Genomic DNA, 17,062 nt, shown 5'->3' on the forward strand with positions numbered 1-17,062 from the left:
CCAAACCATGCTCGATTGCAATTTTGCGATATGTTTCAGGATCACTCAGACTTTGGCCCTCATAATAAAACGCTTTTTGCATAGCCGAAGTGAATTCTAATAAACGGTCTGGCGCTAATGAGCGTAAAGCTGAAAAACCAATTGCAGCATCTTTCGAATTCATTTTAAAAGTCCCTTCCTCCACCAATTTTTGATATGAAGGACCAAATTCAGCACCTGTAAGTTGATTAATTCTTTTATTTCCTTCTTCTATATATGAGAAGTTTTTCATTGGTAAATTATCTAAAAATAACCCTCCACATAAAACCGTTAATGGCACTTCAGTGTGGTTTTTGTAAAATCCTTTAATACTTTCTGAAAAACCATAGCACCATCCACAATATGCATCCCATACGTAAATAAGGTTATCTTGTTTCGTCTCCATTTAAATCTCCTACCTTTTTTTATTATCCAGCTCAACTAAATTTTTGATTTATATAAGTACATCTTTTTATACCTTGTTCTTTTTTAGATACCTTACTATATTTCCCCAAAACTAATATTTCCAAAGAAAGATCCACCAAGGTTTTTAACAAAAGATAACGTTGCACCTTATTGCCCCGTAACAGAAAATACTAAAGCTTAGAATATGCATTGATTTGAATGTGTTAGTAACTTTCTACACCGGGCGGCAACGTATGGACCACCATCCTTAATTAAATATATAAATCATATTTTTAGCAGATATTAGTTGTAACTAAATTGATTACATCTTTATGTAACTATTTTAGTTACAACTAATATAGAAGTCAATTCTTTTTTTCGAAAACATTAAATTTCTACATTAATCTACAACCAATCCCACTCTTTAAAAAAATATATCAACGATTATTCGATTATATCGATCGTAACTCCGAATATATCAACGTTTCGACACAACATATCGATTTACCGACAAATTTCGAGCGCGTTATCTCCTAAACTAACAACCAATCCCACATCACGTTCACCTACAAAGAAAAAAAGCACCAGGTCCCCCCAATGCTTTTCCTCAAATCTAAAACAAATGACAAGCCACCTGATGCCCCTTCGCAATCTCAACCATCTTTGGTACTTCCTGCGCGCATTTTTCAGTAGCGAATTTGCAGCGCGTTCTGAATTTGCAGCCGGATGGTGAGTTTAGTGGGCTCGGTACTTCTCCCTCTAGAATGATCCGTTCTTTGCCAATGTTTGTTGGATCTGGTTCTGGCATAGATGAGAGTAGTGCTTGTGTGTATGGATGTGCCGGTTTTGCGTATAGGTCTTCACTATCGGCAATTTCTACTATGTTTCCTAAGTACATGACTCCGATTCGGTCTGATATGTGCCTTACCATCGATAGGTCATGCGCGATGAATAAGTATGTGACGCCTGTTTCTTCTTGGATGTCTTGCAGCATGTTTACGACTTGTGCTTGGACTGAGACATCGAGTGCTGAGATTGGTTCGTCACATAGGATAAAGTCTGGTTTTACAGATAGTGCACGCGCGATGCTAATGCGCTGGCGCTGGCCTCCACTAAATTCGTGCGGGTAGCGATATAAGTGTTCTTCTTTTAATCCTACCTTTTTCAGAAGGTCTAAAATGATTTCTTTTTGTTCTTCTTTTTCGTAAGATCCGTGAATGTTCATCGGTTCGCTAATAATTTGAAATACATTCATTGCCGGGTTTAATGATGCGTATGGATCTTGGAAAATGATTTGCATTCTTTTTCGATATTCTTTTAGTTCACTTTCCTTTAAACTTGCGATGTCTTTTCCGTCAAATAAAACGTTACCTGAAGTGACATCGTGTAAACGAATGATGCTTCTTCCTGTCGTTGATTTTCCGCATCCAGATTCTCCTACTAGTCCGAATGTTTCACCTTTTTTAATGGTGAAGCTAAGGTCATCGACTGCTTTTAATTGCTCTGTTTTTCTGCCGAATAGTCCTTTTTTAATAGGAAAATACTTTTTTAAGTTCCGAACTTCAATTAAGTTTTCTTCATGCATGGAAATCACCTACCGCCCTATCGTTTAACCAGCACATAGAACGTCTTTCGTTTCCGATTTCAAAATATGGCGGACGTTCTTTTTCACAAATGTCCATCGTATGCGGGCAACGCTCTGCGAATGGGCAACCTTGTGGCGGGTTTAATAAGTTTGGCGTTACACCTTGAATGGGAGCAAGTCTTTCTTTTACGCCGTTCGCTATTTTTGGCAGAGAGTTTAATAACCCTTTCGTATATGGATGATTCGGCGATTGAAAAATATCAAATACAGGCCCTTCTTCCATAATAAGTCCGCCGTACATAACGATGACGCGCGTACAGTTTTGCGCAACAATTCCTAAGTCATGCGTAATAAGAAGTAACGCCATGTTCGTTTCGTTCTTTAAGTTTTTCATTAAATCTAGTATTTGCGCCTGTATTGTTACATCAAGTGCAGTCGTCGGTTCGTCAGCAATGAGAAGGTCTGGATTACAAGACATCGCCATTGCGATCATAACCCGCTGCTTCATACCACCGCTTAGTTCATGCGGATATTGTTTTACCCTTTCTTCTGGTGACGAAAGGCCGACTTGTTTTAACAAGTTGATCGCGATCTGCTCTGCTTCTTTCTTTTTCACTTTTTGATGACGTATTATTACTTCCGTCATTTGTTTCCCAATTTTTACGACTGGATTTAGCGCTGACATTGGGTCTTGAGAGATAAGTGAAATTTGATTTCCTCTAATAGAACGTAATTCTTTTTCAGATTTAGAAAGTATGTTTTCATTATGAAAAAGGATTTCCCCTTCTTTCACTTTTCCTGGCGACGTAACGAGAGACATAACGGACTTCGCCATTACACTCTTTCCGCTTCCAGATTCCCCAACGATACCGACTACTTCTCCTTTATTTAAGCGAAATGTAACGCCGCGAACCGCTTCAACTTCGCCACTTTCTATGAAAAAAGAAGTCTTTAAATTTTTCACTTCTAGTAGTTTTTCAGACACACTTCTCACTCCTTTCACTTAACACTTTAGTTTTCATGTCCGGCTCCTTTTGGTGCGAAAGCTTTCTTCAATGCTTCACCAATTACGTTAAAACTAAGTACCGTTAAAAGGATAAGGAATCCTGGGAAGAGTGTTAAATACCAAGCTTCACCTATATATCCTTGCGCATTGTTTAGCATGCTGCCCCAAGAAGAATCTGGTTCTCTAATACCTAAGCCTAGGAAACTAAGTGATGATTCCATTAAAATCGATGTCGCAATTGTTAATGTCGCAGCGATAATAATGGTTGATAAAATGTTCGGAATGATATGTCTTACAATAATCATAAGTGATTTTTGTCCTGATACTTTTGCATATAAAACGTACTCACGCTCTTTTACAGATAACGTTTCTGCCCTTACAATGCGGGCGGTGTCCATCCATGTTAGTAATCCGATAATAAGAACTAACGTCGTAATTCCTGGTTTTAAATAAGCATTTAATAGTAGCATTAAAAAGAATGATGGAATTGACATAAGCACTTCAACAACTCTCATTAAAAAGTTGTCTAGCTTTCCGCCAAAATATCCGCTAATTGTTCCAACTGCAGTACCGATTGTAATGGAAACAACCATCGCAAGGAAACCGACCGCAAGTGAAACTCGTCCGCCATATAACGCTCTCGTTAAGTAATCCCTTCCGTAATCATCCGTTCCGAAAGGATGACTCATACTTGGTTCTTGTAAGCGATCTGGAATTGACATTTTGCTAGGATCGTACGGCGATACAAATGCGAAAATTGATGCGACCGTTAAAACCGCAAGTATAATCACTCCCATTAGTACAAACTTATTTTTCGTAAAACTACTTTTTATCGTTTGAAATCTCCTATTATTCATTCCAAATCACCCCCTCATTCGAATGCGCGGATCTACTACGCCATATAAAATATCAGCAATTAAGTTACCGAGAATTAACATGAATGATGATAATAATGTAATTGCCATGATAATGGGATAATCAAATCTAAAAATAGCATTTACCCCAAGTGAACCAAGACCCGGCCATGAAAATACTGTTTCCGTAATAAATGCTCCGCCTACTAAACTTGGAATCGATAATCCGAAAATTGTAATGATTGGTATTAGTACATTTCGAAGTACGTGATTAAATAAAACCGTTTTCTTTGAAGCTCCGTACGCATATTGAATTTGTACATATTCTTCTTCTAATTGCTGAATCGTACTTGAACGAATATATCTCATATAAACAGATACGTTTTGGAACGCTAGCACCATGCAAGGTAAAATGCCGTGCTGGACAATATCCCAAACAGAATCTTGACCGACTGTACGCATACCCATACTCGGAAGAAGGTTCAATTTTAAAGAGAATAAGTAGACTAATAGTAGTGCAAACCAGAAAACCGGCATAGAAATACCAACGTATGAAATAAAGTTTACAATGCGGTCAAAGAACGAATTCTTTTTCACACCTGTAAATAGTCCAAGTGGTATTGCGATTACGAATGAAACGAGTAAAGATGATCCCATTAACCCAATTGTTGCGGGTAATCTTTCTGCGATAAGATCTAAAACAGGACGATGATTTTGAAGTGAGTAACCAAAGTTCCCTGTTAAAATGTTTTTTAACCATAAAAAATACTGCACGTAAATTGGTTGATCTAGTCCTAAACTTTTGCGAATACGCTCCACATCAATTGGACTCATATTTGGCGTTACAAAGTTTCGAACAGGATCGCCCGGCGCTAGCTTTATTAATAAAAAAGAAATAATAGAAATAACAAATAAAAGCGGAATTGCATTTAAAAGCCTCTTCGCAATTACTTTATACACAAACTTCCCCCCTCAAGCTAAAGTGAAACTTTAATAAGTGGGGGGTGTCCATCCCCCACTTATTATTAGTTGAACCAATCGGGCTTTTACGGGCAGTTGATCTCCCATCTACTTCCTCGCATTCGTCAAATTTTGAGGTGGGAGCCTTACTGCCCGTTAAAGCGGGATAAAGAAGCTGATTTCCACCAGCTTCTTTATTGTTTCTTATTTCACTTCATAAATTTTAGATAGATCTTCAAACATTGTGACAGGAATTGCTTTCGCTTCTTTTAATCCATCAAACTTTTTATCTACTGCAATAACTGCTTTCGGATATGCAATTGGTAGATAAGGTACGTCTTCTCTAGCTGTCTCTTGAATTTTATGGTATAGCTCTGCACGTTTTGTTTTATCTGTTTCAACTGCAGCCTCTTCCCATAACTTATCGAAATCAGCGTTTTTATATCGTGCATAATTGTATTCAGCATTACTTAAGAATAAGCTCTTATATGAATCTGGCTCAGGTCCCATTATGTAACCACCAAACGTAATGTCATATTCTTTATTTTCTTTATCTAAGCCTTTTTCGCTTGCCGCACTAGCATCTAATGCATTTAGTTCAACTTCTAAGCCAACTTCTTTTAATTTTTGTTGTGTATATAACGCTAAGCTTTCCATAATTTTATTATTCGTTACATACATCACACGTACTTTTTCTTTATCTTTTACGCCAGCTTTTGCTAATAAATCTTTCGCTTCTTTTTTATCATACTTATAGTCTTTAATATCTTTCGCATAATACATAGCGTCTGGCGTTAAGATTGAATTTGCTGGTTCTGCAAATTTACCTGAAACGAATGCTGAGTTAATCATTTCTTTCTTATCTAACGCATGCGCAATTGCTTGGCGCACTTCTTTGTTCTTCATCAAATCTGTATTCATGTTATAAGATAAGTAGAATAATCTACCTTCAGGGAATGTCACCATTGAGAAGTTCCCAGTGCTATCCAATTTCTTAAAGTCTTGCGGCTCAATCATCTTCATGTTGATTTGACCATTTTGCAGTGAAACATTTGCTGTATTACGGTCTTTTACAACGCGGTATACGATAGAGTCTAACTTAGCTTTCCCATCTACATAATCATCAAATCGATCTAATGCAACATACTCATCTGATTTATACTCTTTAAACTTAAACGGCCCTGATCCTACAGGCTGTAAGTTTTTCTTACTCTTCGCTAAATCTGCTTCCCCTTCAAATACATGTTTCGGAATTGGGAAGAAATCATTCATCACACCTTCGAAAGATGCGCTTACTTGTGGTAAAACGAATTGAGTTGTTAACTCATCTACCTTTTTCACCTCAAGCGGCTTTCCTTTAAAAATAAAGTTTTCACGACTTGAGCTATTTTGCTTCTCATCTAAAATAGATTGGAATGTAAATGCTATATCGTCTGATGTAATTTTCTTACCATCATGCCATTTTAAATTATCTTTTAGTTTCAATGTCCACGTTAATTGATCTTCTGAAGACGTAAAGCTCTCAGCAAGAACAAACTTTTTCTTACCGTCTTCCATATGATATAGCGGCGCATATAAAGCTTGCTGCACAGTTAATGACACACGATCATTCGCATAAAGCGGATTCATCGTATCTGGATTATCGCTAACACCAATCGTTAACGTTCCTCCATCTTTCGGAGTCCCTGATTTACTAGTACCCGCTTGCTTCGAAGAATCTTTTTCCCCAGAACAAGCCGCTAATGCAATAAGTAGTATTAGAACAAATGGTAATGCAAATAACTTCTGTTTCATCTTTCGGCCCCCTCGAACTGTTTATACCCATAAGAAAACTCGGAATTAATCCCGAGTTTTCTTATAAGTTTTAAATTACCACTACCTGTATGTAAAGTCAAACTTTTTCGTAAATGTGGAAAGTTTGAAATTTATTAATTCATTCTTGCCATAAAATATATTTATAAGGATGATAAAATAAAAAGACCACCAAAAGGTAGTCTCAAAACTCAATCTTATTCCCTACTCCTTGCTCCACCGCTTTCTCATACAAATACTTCGCAACGATAATATCCACTACCGCCAAACCAACTGATTTGAAAATAGTAATCTCTTCATCATTTTCGCGTCCAGATTTTTCTCCACTTATAATTTGACCAAGTTCAGCGTGAATGGCGTTTGCTTTGAATAGACCTTCTTTTATCGGAACTTGAAGGTCTCCTGTTTCGTCTAGTGCTGCTTCTTTTGATTCAACTACTACTTTGTTTGCTTTAGCTATGGCATGTAAGGGTAGTTCTTGCATGCTCGGTCTGAATGAGCCGACGGCGTTTACGTGGACGCCTTTTTGTAGTGTTTCTGAGAAGACTGGTGTGGATGCATTCGTAGTTGTGACGATGATGTCTGCTTCGCTTATTGCTTCATTCGCATTGGTGTGAACATATGCAGGTTTGTTGAATCTCTCTTGTATATACTCCGCAAATGCATACGCCTTTTCTTCTGTGCGATTGTATAAGATGACTTTTTCGATATCTCTAACCGCAAATATTGCTTCGGCAATTCCTTTCGCTTGTTCACCCGTGCCGATAATGCATAAAGTTTTTGCGTTATGACGAGCTAAATATTTTGTCGCTACTCCTGATAAGGCGCCTGTTCGGATCATCGTTAAGTACGATCCTTCTAGAAGTGCGAGCGGTTCTCCCGTTTGAAAGTCTGATAGCATCACAATCCCGTTGATCGTTTTCTTTCCTACCTGTTTGTTTTGCGGGACTACCGTTACTATTTTCACTCCAAGTGCCTCAAGCCCTTCCGCTACTGAAGGCATAATTAATGCCGTATTTCGCTCGTTCGCAAATGGTAATGAGCCCCTTATTGGTGTAATCGTTCTTTCTGCGGAAAATTCTTTTAAAGCAAGCGCCGCGTATTCAATAACTTCATTCATATTTACTAAGTTTCTTTGTTCGTTCGCGCTTATGACTAGCATATCTTTCCACCCCCTCCTCCTATCCTAACAAAAATCCTCGATTCAAATCATCTCTCGGGTCTACAACGAACTGATGAAATCCTGTAATAAAGGCATTCCCCGTTACTTTTGGAACGACAGCTTCATATGTATCTACTGCGGTTACCGACAATACTTCCCCCTCGAATTTCCCGTCAGTAATGCATTCATGGACGAAAATTTCTCCCTTTTGTAAAGCATCTTTTTCAAAAAGAGTTGCGATTCTTGCGGAAGTTCCTGTACCGCAAGGAGAACGATCTACTTGCCCATCAGCAAAGATTGTTACATTTCGTAAAGTTGCGTCTTCCCCTTTCGGTTCATCTGAGAAAATAACGCCGTATATCCCTTTTAATCCTTCTTCAAGTGGATGCTTCACTTCCATTTTGCTCTCGATGTAGTGCTTAATTTTACCGCCCCACGCTTGAATAGCAGATAAGTCTTTGAAATCGACTTTCAAGCCAAATTCTTTACAGCCTACTACCGCATAAAAAGCTCCGCCAAACGCGATATCTACTTGAAATTCATAGTCATCTATTTTAATAGGAACGTCTTTTTTGTATACAAATGAAGGAACATTTTCAAATGATACGGACTCTACTTCGCTCCCATTATATTTTGCATACGCAATCACTTCTCCGGCAGGGCTGTCGATAATGAACTTTTGTTTCTCACCTGTCACTTCAAACATACCTGTTTCAATTCCAACTGTAATAACAGCGATAATGCCGTGACCACACATCGTACTCCAGCCTTCATTGTGCATAAATAAAACACCAAAATCAGCGTGAGTACTTGCTGGCGGTGTAATGATACAACCATACATTCCGTGATGCCCTCTCGGTTCATACATCAGAACTTCACGAAGGTAATCCAAATGTTCCATACAGTATGCGCGTCTTTCCAGCTGCGTTTCCCCTTTTATTTCTGGCACTCCGCCCGTAATAATTCGAAGCGGCTCCCCAGCTACGTGTGCATCAATGGTTGTATATATTTTAGTAACCTTCATTTCTATCTCTCCCCTATACGTTGATACTATTTCCAACGCAAGTACCATGCCAAATCGTATAGCATTACTTTTTTCAAATCCCCTCAGCAATGTGTATTCTTTTTTCAACAAATTCATATACAACTGTCTACTTTTTTATACATGGTGTGGATGTTACGTTATAAAACACCTCGATAACTTTGCAATTCCGCTCGTACACACATGCAGAATTCCTTTTATCATTATTATTTTCAATGTAAAGTTACTTCGCCCCCCCAACATATACTGTTCAAAAACAAAAGGAAGTGATCCCATGTATTACGGAACAAAGGGCTGGTACGTAGCTGAACTAAAAAAATTAGGCGTACGCTATCACGAAGGACGAAAACTAGAAAGTTACCGCGGACACATATTACGCAATTTATTAATCGCACAACAAGAAAAATTAAAAGAACAGTAATAGACTCCTACCACAATATCAACTTATCTCCGCCTACAAACTGCCAATCAATCACACATCAAACTACACTAAAAAGGTCACCCAAACGGGTGACCTTCCTTTCTTATTCACAAACAAGAATTTGTCTAGTAAATGATCCTTTTCTTGTAATACAGCGATCTGTAATTTCAAATCCTGCTTCATGGATCATGTCGTCCATTGTCTCCATCGTTACAACGACTACCTTTTTAGCAATGCGGCGCGCACTTGAAAGAATAGAGAGCTGGTCTTCTGGTGTGGCATGCGTAAATAGGTCGTACGGCATATCGATAATGGCAACGTCGTAGTTCTCAGTAATTTCCTCGATTGGACCTTTTGTTACTGTTCCTTCAAATCCGAAATGTGCGATATTTTTTCTCGTTCCAAGAACTACAAGTGGATTTATATCTCTACCAACGATGTTAATCCCCATAGAAAGTGCTTCTACTACTACTGTTCCAATACCGCAGCACGGGTCAATTGCTCGTACTCCCTCTGGATTTGGTACAGCAATATTTGCAACTGATCTCGCAACACGTGTGCTAAGAGATGTCGAATAACTATGCGGTTTTTTTATGTGATGATACCAAACTGGTTCGCTTTCTACATAGTGCCCGAAGTACCAGCGTCCTCCTAGAGGAACAATCCCGAATACACGCTCTGGATTACGAACATCCGCTTCTCCTTCAATATGCATGCCAAGGTCTCGTTCAATAAGACGTCTTGCTCCATATTCAATTTTATTCTCTCCAACAAGGTCATTAATTTTAACGAAGATGACTTTGAACGTCGCTCCTGCCAAGTCAATTTGTTCCACTTGTTTCAAGATGCTTTCTAAGTCGTCCCCTTCATACATAACTTCAATTCGCTCTTTCATAAATGCACTTCTACTCGGGTCAATTTTGACATCACTTTTTAAAATATTAACGTGGGACTCCATTCCAAAGAACGAGCGCATTTCCAAGTAACATAAAGCAAGCTCCTCCTCACGAAATGCATACGTATATATACAGGCAGGTGTTTTACTATGATTACTCAATCTATTATCATCCTCTATCGTTTTAAATTATTATGATTACAATTACTCAAATACTTTTTTATATATAAAATTAAATGATATCATATGCCGGAAATAAAGAGAAACGTTAATAAATAAAAGAGACTGCCAATGGCAATCTCTTTTTATTTATTAACGGAAAGAAGACACGTTGTTACCCATTTCTTCATAGTAATCTAAAATACCTTGATAAATAGCTTCCGCTGCACTTTGTCTCTGCGCTGGTGTAGCTATTTTATCTGCATCACTTTTATTATCTACAAATGCTAATTCTGCTAATACAGCTGGCATTGTATTTTCTCTAATTACGTATAAATCGCCTTTTTTCACACCACGATCTTTTGTTCCCAGTGCATCTACAAGACGCTCTTGAATTTTTTCTGCTAGTAAACGACTTTCTGATACGTTAGGATTTGTTCCTCTTGCTGTCGCTGATTCATAGTAGAACGTTTCTGTACCTTGTCCATTTTTACTTTCCGTACCATTACCATGGATACTTACAAAGATATCCCCATTATTTTTTTGAGCAAATTCTACACGTTTCTTTAAAGAATCAGAAGCACTTGTTCCTGGACGTGTATCATCTGTACGAGTGAATAACACAGTAAATGGTGTCTTTTTCTCAAATATTTTCTGTAATCGTAGTGATACATCTAATACAGTTTCACTTTCTTTCTCATAATAACCTGGATTACCTGAATCAACTCCGCCATGACCTGGATCAATGATAATCGCTTTTCCTTCTAAGAAGTTACCTTGCTTCACTGGATTTAATTGATTTTTATTAACCCATTGGAAACCAGCGCCCATGCGGATACGAATCCAGCTGCCGTTCTCTTCAATAACAGTTACTTGCTGTGCGTTATGTGTTCCCATTACTTTTGAAGAAGAAGAAGCCTCTGCATAAGTAGTGAATCCTTCATTAATAACTTCTGTTTTCTCTACTAGAGGTGTCCATTTATCACCGTTACTTGTTCCAATTTTGATCCATCCATCTCGTTCTTCTTTAATTTCAACCATTTGTGGATTATGCTGATTTGCACTAATCCCAGAACTTAATGATGGTGCGTGATATGTAATGAATTTTCTATCTATGTACATTTTCTTTGTTTCTACTGGACGATCACTATTCTTGCTAAATTTATCTGTTTGCGCAGTAAGCTGAGCTGCTTGTTCACGCGTAATAGAATCATTCGGTTTCCAGCCATTCTCTGTACCTAAAGAAAGTTTTAATTCTACTAAAATATTAACTTCTTCTTTACCCCAATGATTCTCTAAATCAGCGAATTTTGTAGGAACTGGTCCTGTTACTTTGCTCTTCAAATTATACGCTCTTACAAGCATAGCTGCCATTTCAGCACGAGTTACTTTTCCTTCAGGATCAAATACTCCTGGTTCTCGCCCTTTAATAATATTCTCTTTTTCCATGGCTGCAATAAATGAAGCTGCCCAACTATTTTTTGCATCATTATAAGACGGCTTTGCATTTGGATCTACTTTAGCACCAATTGCTGTTGCGATAATCTTTGCTGCCTGGGCACGTGTTAAATTTCCGTATGGCATAAAGTTACCATCTGGCATACCGTTAATTACATTTCTCTCTACTAAATAATAAATTGCGTCTTTCGACCACGCACTATCTGAAACATCAGGAAATTTCTTCGTTTCTGCTAAACTACTAATTGGATGTGCTAGTAAATTTGCTGCTAATAAACCTGCGGCTATTGCTTTGTACTTCATGAAAAATAAATCTCCTCTCAAAACTTCATATTCATACAACTTTTTCAATCAAGCTAACTAAAAAATATTAACTATTAATTAATTTCTTTCATAGTGTATAACATTATATATCTATAGTAAATACGTTTCCGGCCGTATAACAAAAATCGCATATATATAACTTATAATGAATGTATATAAAATAAAACTTTAATCAGCCCTCACCAATCGGGCTTTTACGGGATAAAAAAGCGATTAGGACATGTCTCCTAATCGCTTTGCCAAATAAAAAACTGATTAAAAATATTATTTTTAATTAGCTCTCTATTATCTATGAAATTATTCTTCAATTAAATTAGACATTACATATGCATACACTAATGCTTCTGTATGCGCAATAGAACTTTCATGTGTACGTTCAAATGCGTGAGAAGAATCAATACCCGCTCCAATTAACGCATGTTTCACGTCAAATCCCGCGTGAATCGCAGCTGATGCATCAGATCCGTAGTACGGATAAATATCTACTTTATATTCAATATGATTCTTTTTCGCAAGCTCTACTAAATGTTTACGTAAAGCGTAATGGTACGGGCCGCTAGAGTCTTTTGCACAAATAGATACTGTATATTCATCAGATGTTTGTCCATCACCTAACGCTCCCATATCAACTGCTAAGTATTCAACAGTTTCTTCTGGAATGTTAGAATTACCACCGTATCCAATCTCTTCATTATTAGAAATTAAGAAATGCGTCGTATATGGTAATGTTACGTTTTCATCTTGTAATCTTTTAATTAATTTTAATAAAATCGCAACACTTACTTTGTCATCTAAATGACGTGATTTTATGTATCCACTCTCTGTAATTTGAACGCGCGGATCAAATGAAACGAAGTCTCCTACTTCAATTCCTAATTCGCGTACTTCATCAGCTGAAAATACGCGCTCATCAATACGAACTTCAATATTTTTCTCATCGCGTTTTGCTTCACCTGCATCTTTATATACATGTACAGATGTTTGATGCATTAAAATCGTCCCTGTATACGTCTTGCCGCCTGACGTTTCAATTTCGCAATATTCTCCTTCTACAGAGTTCCAGCGAAATCCACCAATCATAGAAAGACTCAGGCGACCGTCAGGCTTAATTTCTTTCACCATCGCACCTAACGTATCAACGTGTGCCGTTAATAAGCGGTGCTGCGCATCATTCTTCCCTTTTACCGTTAAAATAAGAGCGCCTTTATTGTTACGTTTCGTTTCTACATTCCACTCACTTACATAGTTTTCAATAAAATTAATAATTTTTGCTGTATTTCCAGACGGACTCGGAATAGAGACAAGCCCCTTAATCAGTTCCATCGTTTCTTTCGTATGATGTGCCATTGTCGTTTCCTCCTCATTTTCTCTACTATTCAGTATACAAAATTCACCAGAAAACCTCTACTTATATAGCTTAATTTTCTAAATTGTAGTAAAATTCTTTTTAGTATACAAAAGGAGTCCTGAAATATGAATATATCAAAAAAATATATACACATTGCACTCATTTGGTTTTTAGCATCATTATTTTGTTTACAAGTTTCTTATGCCGTTCATACTACTACTTCTATTACAATCGGCTGGATATTAACAGCTATCTTCTTCATTATTAGCTTCATTGCAACAAAAAAGCATAGCGTTACTCATTAACGCTATGCTTTTCCTATAAAACTATTCTTCTGAAACATCTAATAAATAAATCCCTCTTTCAAATCCACCGCGCTCTACTTCTTTTTTCTTACGAAGGCGTTCCACATCTTCAATTGATGCACCTTCCGCACGTGCTAATGAAATGATTACTTCTAGTGCATCCGCAAGAGAATCTAGCGCATGTTCGCGTTCCTTCATAGAAGCAAATTCACGAATTTCTTCCGTTCCAATTTTCGCTAAAGCCTGTATGTATGCTTGACCTGTTAATTTTTGTGCTGTATACGTTTTTCCAGACATTAAAATCTTCTCTGGAACACGATCTCTTACTAACTTGTTATATGCTGACATCATTCATCCTCCTATATTTAATAACACCCGAGCTCTGCTTTATAGAACAACCATTTTTTCTTCACGCATGCACTTAACATATCAATTCCTGATCCATGTGCTCTTACATGCGGAAAGAAATAGTGCTCTGAGTCTTCTTCCTTACTGTATAAGGTTTGGTACTCATCTGGAATCGCTTCTTTTTTCACATCTTTTTCTTTCGTCACCCCGCCAGAAAACGCAACACTTGGATGTCCCTCAAAAAATAACGCAGTCCGAACTGCCAAAAATGGTGTACTATGCAAAGCATAATATGTAAGCAAAATAATAGTCATAATACCGATCATTCTCTTCATGTATTACTCCTTAAAAAAAGTGCTAACACAATTATACTAAAATGTGTTAGCACTTTCTCCCCTTTATCCCGAATTAACGAGCTAATAATCAGTGAGGAATGGACCACTTTATTCCCCTTTAAATGCTGGTAAACGTTTCTCTAAAAACGCAGCAATTCCTTCTTTATGATCCGCTGTTTGTCTCATTGCATATTGACCACGCTTTTCTAATTGCAATGTTTGCTCTAAATTAGAGCGATTTACTTCACATAAAATTTGCTTCGTTTGAATCATTGCTTTAATCGGTTTTTGTGACCATTCATTAATTTTTTGCTTCACAGCCGTTTGGAAATCTTCGCCGATTACTTCATCAATTAAGCCGATATCAAGCGCTTCTGTCGCTGATAATTTCTTACCTTCCCAAATAATTTGCTTCGTCATATTTTCACCAACGCGCTTTTGAAGGAAGAAATGACCGCCTCCATCTGGAATTAAAGCGATTCCAATAAAGTTCATTGCAATAACAGATGATATATCCGCCATTACATAATCAGCTGTTAACGCAATACTTAACCCAAGACCTGCAGTTGGTCCATGAATTGCACTAATAACAAGCTTCGGCATCGTATATAATGTCACGACAACTTCAGAAATGGTATTCATAATGCCATCAAACTTACTTTCATCATTACTTGAAAGCATCGATTTAATATCCCCACCCGCAGAAAAACCACGGCCGTTCCCGCATAACACAACAATATGCGCAGAACTTTCCGCTACTTCTTTCAACTTTTGTAATAACTCTTTTAATGTTGGCTCATCTAACGCATTTAACACCTCTGGGCGATTGACCATAACCGTTGCAACGTGGCCTTCATATTTCACAACGACAGATTCTGTTTTACTTGTTATTTCCATTATATATACCCCTCTTTTCTCCATAAAGATTATACTTATATAATTATAGAAAACCACTGAAAAATCCTTCTTTTTTCTCAATTTTCTGTCTAATAATCTCGCAATTTGTACATATACCGTATAAAACATACAATTCCGTTGAAAAATATAGAAATTAAAGTCGGTTTATCCATGCTTTTCATCTATTTACCATTACAATGAAATGGTGTATTCTTAAGTTTGATAAAAAAACAAATATTGAAATTCATTCGCCTTACTATGTAAAAAAGGCTTTATACCCATCTTTTGGGTGTTGTAATAAAGGAATGAAGAACTGGAGGAACATATGGTTACTAAGTTGAAACAAACGGATAACTACTTCCCACATTTCCTATTGCTATTCATTGTGTTTCAACCAATTTTAGATTTATTAACATCTTTTTCAATCTATATACTACACATGAGCGCAACAGTTGGAGTTGTAGTCCGTTTCGCCTTTATGCTTCTTGCATTAGGATACCTACTTCTTCATCACAAACAACAAGATGCGAAAAAGTACATCCTCTATTTATGTTTACTCGGAATCGCACTCGCAATCGGTCTTGTAAATAATATGATGGTTAAATCTCCAGTTTCATTTGGAGAAGAAGTTAAATTCATCTTAAAGAGCGTATATCCAATTGTGCTACTGTTTGGATATATTATCGCGTTTAAAGAGCTAAAAAATAAAGAGTATGTATTTCATAAAATCATTACATATTTCTTATATGCAACTTTAATTTTAAGTATTACAATGATTGTCGCAATGCAAACTGGAACAGATTTCCCAAGCTATCCTCACTCAAAAATCGGTTCAAGAGGTTGGTTCTTCGCTGGAAATGATTTAAGTTCTCTTTTCGCCATTATGTTCCCAATCATTGTCTTATATTCGATTCATAAAACAACTTCTTTCTCGAAAATATATTACTGGATTCCAACAATACTTGCGATGTATGCAAGTATTATGGTCGGAACGAAAGTCGGATATGGCGCAATTGTTATTACATTAGGCGTAGCACTTTTCTTCTCATTGATTGAATATATGATAAATCGTAAAAAAGAAGGAAAAGGATTCACACATATTGTAAATACCGTTGTTGCCGCAGTTATACTAGGCGGCTTAATTGCTCTTACACCACATACTCCTATCGCAAAAAATATGGGCATTCACATGCAAATATACGAATACAAAAAATCAGTACAAGAAGAGAAAGATCGAAAAGAAGGAAAAGTAATTAAAGAAGATCCAGAAGATGCAAAAAAACATGCAAAAGGTGAACTTACAGATTCTGAAATGAAAAGTTTGATTTACAGTGATCGCGACAAATTCTTAAAAACATACAAACAATACTATAAAGACGCACCGCTTTCACAAAAACTATTCGGAATGGGTTACGCTGGTAACTACACAGATAAAATTAAATTAATTGAAATGGACTTCCATGACCTATTTTTCGCCTTTGGCATTGTCGGTTTCCTTATTTACCTACTACCACTTCTATACTTTGGTATTAAATTATTCATCCGCATGATCACAAACTTTAAGAAAATCATGAAAGTAAAGTATATGCTATTAGCGAGCACACTCATTCTATCACTTGGCATTGGCTTTATGTCTGGCCACGTATTAACAGCGCCAGCCGTTAGTATTTTCTTCGTTGTTATACTCGCTTATCTCATTGTTGATTTTGAAATTGAATAGAAAGAAGG

Annotated in this window: 17 protein-coding genes; 3 read left to right on the forward strand and 14 right to left on the reverse strand. The window is 37.0% G+C overall.

Annotated features, from left to right (window positions below):
• From C4S65_RS31695 to C4S65_RS31735, 8 genes are all read right to left on the reverse strand, one after another.
• The coding region (locus C4S65_RS31695; RefSeq protein ID WP_103945801.1) for a DsbA family protein at nucleotides 1-424 on the reverse strand (424 nt) is incomplete at its 3' end.
• Nucleotides 425-1,036: 612 nt separating this feature from the next.
• Nucleotides 1,037-2,008 carry an ABC transporter ATP-binding protein gene (locus C4S65_RS31700; protein ID WP_141551124.1) on the reverse strand — a complete coding sequence of 324 codons (972 nt, stop codon included), beginning with the start codon at nucleotides 2,006-2,008 and terminating at the stop codon, nucleotides 1,037-1,039.
• Complete coding sequence (locus C4S65_RS31705; RefSeq protein ID WP_061667400.1) at nucleotides 2,001-2,993, reverse strand: ABC transporter ATP-binding protein; 993 nt, start codon at nucleotides 2,991-2,993, stop codon at nucleotides 2,001-2,003. Before C4S65_RS31705 ends, C4S65_RS31700 begins: the two co-directional genes overlap by 8 nt.
• A gap of 26 nt (nucleotides 2,994-3,019) precedes the next feature.
• Nucleotides 3,020-3,871, reverse strand: a complete 852-nt coding sequence (locus C4S65_RS31710) for an ABC transporter permease (protein ID WP_001065310.1) — start codon at nucleotides 3,869-3,871, stop codon at nucleotides 3,020-3,022.
• 6 nt (nucleotides 3,872-3,877) lie between these two features.
• Nucleotides 3,878-4,828, reverse strand: coding sequence for an ABC transporter permease (locus tag C4S65_RS31715; protein WP_061667401.1), 951 nt, complete (start codon nucleotides 4,826-4,828; stop codon nucleotides 3,878-3,880).
• Nucleotides 4,829-5,032: 204 nt separating this feature from the next.
• The gene (locus C4S65_RS31725; protein WP_098838752.1) at nucleotides 5,033-6,622 is read right to left on the reverse strand and encodes an ABC transporter substrate-binding protein; all 1,590 of its coding nucleotides are present in this window, start codon (nucleotides 6,620-6,622) and stop codon (nucleotides 5,033-5,035) included.
• 202 nt (nucleotides 6,623-6,824) lie between these two features.
• A complete protein-coding gene (locus C4S65_RS31730) occupies nucleotides 6,825-7,802 on the reverse strand; it encodes an ornithine cyclodeaminase family protein (protein ID WP_103945802.1) in 978 nt (325 codons plus the stop codon).
• A 19-nt stretch (nucleotides 7,803-7,821) separates the two neighbouring features.
• Nucleotides 7,822-8,826, reverse strand: a complete 1,005-nt coding sequence (locus C4S65_RS31735) for a proline racemase family protein (protein ID WP_000869128.1) — start codon at nucleotides 8,824-8,826, stop codon at nucleotides 7,822-7,824.
• Between the two features lie 217 nt (nucleotides 8,827-9,043).
• On the opposite strand from C4S65_RS31735, the gene C4S65_RS31740 reads away from it, so the two are divergent.
• A complete protein-coding gene (locus tag C4S65_RS31740) occupies nucleotides 9,044-9,265 on the forward strand; it encodes a YflJ family protein (protein ID WP_258043903.1) in 222 nt (73 codons plus the stop codon).
• Between the two features lie 103 nt (nucleotides 9,266-9,368).
• On the opposite strand, the gene C4S65_RS31745 is transcribed toward C4S65_RS31740, so the two are convergent.
• The 3 genes from C4S65_RS31745 to C4S65_RS31755 all read right to left on the reverse strand — a co-directional run bounded on the left by C4S65_RS31745 (nucleotide 9,369) and on the right by C4S65_RS31755 (nucleotide 13,448).
• Nucleotides 9,369-10,322 carry a methyltransferase domain-containing protein gene (locus C4S65_RS31745; RefSeq protein ID WP_103945803.1) on the reverse strand — a complete coding sequence of 318 codons (954 nt, stop codon included), beginning with the start codon at nucleotides 10,320-10,322 and terminating at the stop codon, nucleotides 9,369-9,371.
• A 150-nt stretch (nucleotides 10,323-10,472) separates the two neighbouring features.
• Entirely contained in the window at nucleotides 10,473-12,080 is a 1,608-nt protein-coding gene (locus C4S65_RS31750) for an N-acetylmuramoyl-L-alanine amidase (protein ID WP_000875339.1), read from the reverse strand.
• A 318-nt stretch (nucleotides 12,081-12,398) separates the two neighbouring features.
• Nucleotides 12,399-13,448 carry a M42 family metallopeptidase gene (locus tag C4S65_RS31755; RefSeq protein WP_098838754.1) on the reverse strand — a complete coding sequence of 350 codons (1,050 nt, stop codon included), beginning with the start codon at nucleotides 13,446-13,448 and terminating at the stop codon, nucleotides 12,399-12,401.
• Between the two features lie 126 nt (nucleotides 13,449-13,574).
• Here C4S65_RS31755 and C4S65_RS31760 point away from each other — a divergent pair, with 126 nt between their 5' ends.
• Nucleotides 13,575-13,754 carry a hypothetical protein gene (locus C4S65_RS31760; RefSeq protein WP_001027087.1) on the forward strand — a complete coding sequence of 60 codons (180 nt, stop codon included), beginning with the start codon at nucleotides 13,575-13,577 and terminating at the stop codon, nucleotides 13,752-13,754.
• Between the two features lie 21 nt (nucleotides 13,755-13,775).
• Here C4S65_RS31760 and C4S65_RS31765 read toward each other — a convergent pair whose 3' ends face one another.
• The 3 genes from C4S65_RS31765 to C4S65_RS31775 all read right to left on the reverse strand — a co-directional run bounded on the left by C4S65_RS31765 (nucleotide 13,776) and on the right by C4S65_RS31775 (nucleotide 15,358).
• A complete protein-coding gene (locus C4S65_RS31765; RefSeq protein WP_001277348.1) occupies nucleotides 13,776-14,102 on the reverse strand; it encodes a nucleoside triphosphate pyrophosphohydrolase in 327 nt (108 codons plus the stop codon).
• Nucleotides 14,103-14,119: 17 nt separating this feature from the next.
• The gene (locus tag C4S65_RS31770; protein WP_098838755.1) at nucleotides 14,120-14,437 is read right to left on the reverse strand and encodes a hypothetical protein; all 318 of its coding nucleotides are present in this window, start codon (nucleotides 14,435-14,437) and stop codon (nucleotides 14,120-14,122) included.
• Nucleotides 14,438-14,545: 108 nt separating this feature from the next.
• Nucleotides 14,546-15,358 (reverse strand): enoyl-CoA hydratase, encoded by an 813-nt coding sequence (locus C4S65_RS31775; RefSeq protein ID WP_001999174.1) that lies wholly within the window; start codon nucleotides 15,356-15,358, stop codon nucleotides 14,546-14,548.
• Nucleotides 15,359-15,659: 301 nt separating this feature from the next.
• Here C4S65_RS31775 and C4S65_RS31780 point away from each other — a divergent pair, with 301 nt between their 5' ends.
• The gene (locus C4S65_RS31780; protein ID WP_086406509.1) at nucleotides 15,660-17,054 is read left to right on the forward strand and encodes an O-antigen ligase family protein; all 1,395 of its coding nucleotides are present in this window, start codon (nucleotides 15,660-15,662) and stop codon (nucleotides 17,052-17,054) included.
• The last annotated feature ends 8 nt before the right edge of the window (nucleotides 17,055-17,062 follow it).

It is taken from the genome of Bacillus sp. ok061 (assembly GCF_900108285.1).
GTDB classification, from domain to species: domain Bacteria; phylum Bacillota; class Bacilli; order Bacillales; family Bacillaceae_G; genus Bacillus_A; species Bacillus_A thuringiensis_S.

Excerpts from the sequence above, each read along its gene's own strand:
- C4S65_RS31700 (WP_141551124.1), bottom strand. The coding sequence starts at position 2,008 with ATGCATGAAGAAAACTTAATTGAAGTTCGGAACTTAAAAAAGTATTTT.
- C4S65_RS31710 (WP_001065310.1), bottom strand. The coding sequence starts at position 3,871 with ATGAATAATAGGAGATTTCAAACGATAAAAAGTAGTTTTACGAAAAAT.
- C4S65_RS31725 (WP_098838752.1), bottom strand. The coding sequence starts at position 6,622 with ATGAAACAGAAGTTATTTGCATTACCATTTGTTCTAATACTACTTATT.
- C4S65_RS31730 (WP_103945802.1), bottom strand. The coding sequence starts at position 7,802 with ATGCTAGTCATAAGCGCGAACGAACAAAGAAACTTAGTAAATATGAAT.
- C4S65_RS31735 (WP_000869128.1), bottom strand. The coding sequence starts at position 8,826 with ATGAAGGTTACTAAAATATATACAACCATTGATGCACACGTAGCTGGG.
- C4S65_RS31750 (WP_000875339.1), bottom strand. The coding sequence starts at position 12,080 with ATGAAGTACAAAGCAATAGCCGCAGGTTTATTAGCAGCAAATTTACTA.
- C4S65_RS31755 (WP_098838754.1), bottom strand. The coding sequence starts at position 13,448 with ATGGCACATCATACGAAAGAAACGATGGAACTGATTAAGGGGCTTGTC.
- C4S65_RS31760 (WP_001027087.1), top strand. The coding sequence starts at position 13,575 with ATGAATATATCAAAAAAATATATACACATTGCACTCATTTGGTTTTTA.
- C4S65_RS31765 (WP_001277348.1), bottom strand. The coding sequence starts at position 14,102 with ATGTCAGCATATAACAAGTTAGTAAGAGATCGTGTTCCAGAGAAGATT.
- C4S65_RS31770 (WP_098838755.1), bottom strand. The coding sequence starts at position 14,437 with ATGAAGAGAATGATCGGTATTATGACTATTATTTTGCTTACATATTAT.
- C4S65_RS31775 (WP_001999174.1), bottom strand. The coding sequence starts at position 15,358 with ATGGAGAAAAGAGGGGTATATATAATGGAAATAACAAGTAAAACAGAA.
- C4S65_RS31780 (WP_086406509.1), top strand. The coding sequence starts at position 15,660 with ATGGTTACTAAGTTGAAACAAACGGATAACTACTTCCCACATTTCCTA.